2 protein-coding genes and 1 pseudogene are annotated in these 2,575 nt (G+C 65.0%); 2 read left to right on the top strand and 1 reads right to left on the bottom strand.

What is annotated here, in order from left to right; genetic code table 11:
- Positions 1-73 precede the first annotated feature (73 nt).
- A pseudogene (locus tag ACY45C_RS10280) lies at positions 74-964 on the bottom strand (helix-turn-helix domain-containing protein).
- A 320-nt stretch (positions 965-1,284) separates the two neighbouring features.
- Between ACY45C_RS10280 and ACY45C_RS10275 the strand changes: the two are divergent.
- Both ACY45C_RS10275 and ACY45C_RS10270 read left to right on the top strand, forming a co-directional pair.
- Entirely contained in the window at positions 1,285-1,572 is a 288-nt protein-coding gene (locus tag ACY45C_RS10275; RefSeq protein WP_462187399.1) for a hypothetical protein, read from the top strand.
- Between the two features lie 61 nt (positions 1,573-1,633).
- Entirely contained in the window at positions 1,634-2,500 is an 867-nt protein-coding gene (locus ACY45C_RS10270; protein WP_462187398.1) for an ATP-binding protein, read from the top strand.
- Positions 2,501-2,575 lie beyond the last annotated feature (75 nt).

The raw sequence follows: 2,575 nt of genomic DNA, 5'->3' as shown, positions 1-2,575 counted from the left end.
CTATTTCATTTCGACTCCTTAGCGTTGCTGTAGCTGCTCTTGCGCCACACCGTGCCGGAAAGATCGTGACTGTTCATGGTTCGAGACTCCTAGCTCGATCAATGAGCATCTTGGTGCTCGCGTCCCGCTCTGCCGCAGATTCCCACATCGTGCTGAACGACTCTTCGTATTGCTCTACCTCACGATCTTTCTCTAGATACAACGCTCCGGTGAGTCCCTCCACGTAAACCGTTGGCGGTTCCCCCGCTCGTCCGGTTCCGTTCTCGGGAAACCGAAGAACGACGAACGGACCCGAGGTGACACCCGCGTGTAGGCCGGCGCTGAACGGCATTACCTTGATCGTGACATTAGGCAGCCGGTTTACGTCCGCAATCCGTTCGAGTTGCTGTGCAAGCACCTTCGGGCCGCCAACGGGGCGATGCAGAATCGACTCATTGAGAACAACATTCAGCACCGGGGGATCGGTCGCTCGGATCAGCAACGCCTGCCGGGCCATGCGCACGTGAATTCGCCGGTCTATTTCGTCGTCCTCGACACCGGGGTCTTCCGCTCGGATCAGGGTCCGTGCATACTCCTCTGTCTGGAGGAGACCGGGAACGAGTTCCGGCTGGTAGCACCAGAGGCGAGAGGCCGCCTCTTCGAGCCCGATGTACAGGTCGAGCCAGGCCGGGATGACGTCGCCGTAGCTGTGCCACCAGCCGCGCGCCTTCGTCTCCTTCGCGAGCCCCATCAGCGCCTCGGTCAGATCGGTGGGCGCACCGTAGATCCGGAACATGATCTCTACGTCGAAGCTTCGGAGCGAGGTCAGCCCCGACTCGATGCGCTAGATCTTGGCCTCGGACCACTCCAAGCGCCGTGCGGCTGCCCGCACGGTCAACCTCGCCTGGTTCCGAAGATCACGCAGGTACCGGCCGAGCTGACGGCGCGGCACGGTCGAGCCCGTCGTCGTGGTGCCCTCTGGCATCGCCCCTCCTTCGGTTTGAGGGTAGTCCATCACCCGAAATGAAAGACTTTGATCGCTGTTTCGAATAAATATCAACATTTCTCAGCTTGCAGAATGAGTCTTGCATGTTGAGCTCTCGCGATGTTTGACTTCTGCGTGACAGCAGGCGCGCCGAGAGTGGTCGCCTGGCCCCTACGGCGTTGCAGTCGGCGGACGCTCGCGTCTCTCTGCGTTGCCAAGGCGCTCTTCTCGGCGGCATCCGCCGCGCTCTGCTGTCTGTGGCACGGGGACGGACTCGCGGCGCGGGGGGCTACCCGTCGCAAACTGAAGGGAGAGGGTCCATGGACGAACGCCGGTTCGTGGTGTGGGACGCGGACGGAAGACCGCTCGGCGCATTCCCCGACTTCGACACCGCCCACGAGTGGGCGCACGTGCGGATGCGGCAGGCGCGAACCCGCCTCCCCCTGACCCTCGACGACCGTGTAGCGAAGGTCAGCCGCCGCCTATCCCACGCCCGCTGTGAGCTGGTGGCGTGGGCCGAGTTCGCCGTGCTGCCCGGCTGCGACCTGCCCTCCCTGGGCGCAGGCGTAGACGGCACGGCGCGGCGCCAGCCTGCACAGCGGCCGTGAACGTCACGATCATCGCCTGCTGGGCGGCCACACACGCGCTGACCGCCGCACGGGGCTCAGCATGACTGGTGACTCATCACCTGTGATCCGGGTGGCCGTGGCGCACTTCCCGCCAACCGCCGTCGCCGTTCCCGCCGTGCGTACGAGCACGGTCCGCACGCTCACGGAATGGTCAGTGGACCCGGACGCCGTCAGCAGTGCCGAACTCGTCGTCTGTGAGTTGGCCTCGAATGCCGTGAAGGCGAGCCGCCTGGAAAACGTGGAAAACGTGGTGGCCATGCGGCTTACCGCGACGAGCAGGAATGTCCTTGTCGAAGTGTGGGACGGCAACGACACCGCTCCCCGGATCAAGAGCCTGGACGTGTTCAGCGAGGACGGGCGTGGCTTGTTGATGGTCGACGCGCTGTGTAGCCAATGGTCGTGGTTACCGGGTCAAGACCGGCGGAAAAGTCATGTGGGCGGAGATTCCCGGCGGGTTGCGGCCCGCGCCGCCGACGACGGACGCCGAGGGTTGGGCCGGAGCCTATGGCACCGGTCGTCTACCGCACCGACCCGGAGACCTTGCGGCGTGTCGCTGACGAGTTCATCCGGCGTTATCGGCTTCGTCCCCGCGCGGCTTTCCGCCACGCGCACGGCTGGACGCCTGCGGCCCACCGATCCGATATGTACTTTACATCTTGTTCGGCCGTATTGCCGGATTTCCTGTCCGTCCGCCCACCGGCCCACCTGTCCGTCCGTCCACCGGACAACCCGTAAAGACGGGTGGGTCGACAATGTGGCGCCCAGAGGAGCCAGCGCGACAACCGGGCCCCCGGGCAGCAGATCCACCCCGGCCCCCGCACCTGCTATACCTCCTGCGTGCCGGAAAGCGTGGCCGGCCGCGTTCAGTCCTTCGGGGCACGCCCGGCCGGGTTGGTCCGGACCGTGAACCCGGATCGGGAGAGGATCGGCACGGGACCGAACGGGATGGCCCGGATGGAAACGGGATGGCCCAGATGGGGAT

The sequence above is a fragment of the Frankia sp. CcWB2 genome, assembly GCF_977927585.1.
This window is presented reverse-complemented; position numbering and strand designations above follow the sequence as displayed.

Bases quoted from the DNA above. Each gene is read 5' to 3' on its own strand.
- ACY45C_RS10275 (WP_462187399.1), top strand. From the start codon at position 1,285: ATGGACGAACGCCGGTTCGTGGTGTGGGACGCGGACGGAAGACCGCTC.
- ACY45C_RS10270 (WP_462187398.1), top strand. From the start codon at position 1,634: ATGACTGGTGACTCATCACCTGTGATCCGGGTGGCCGTGGCGCACTTC.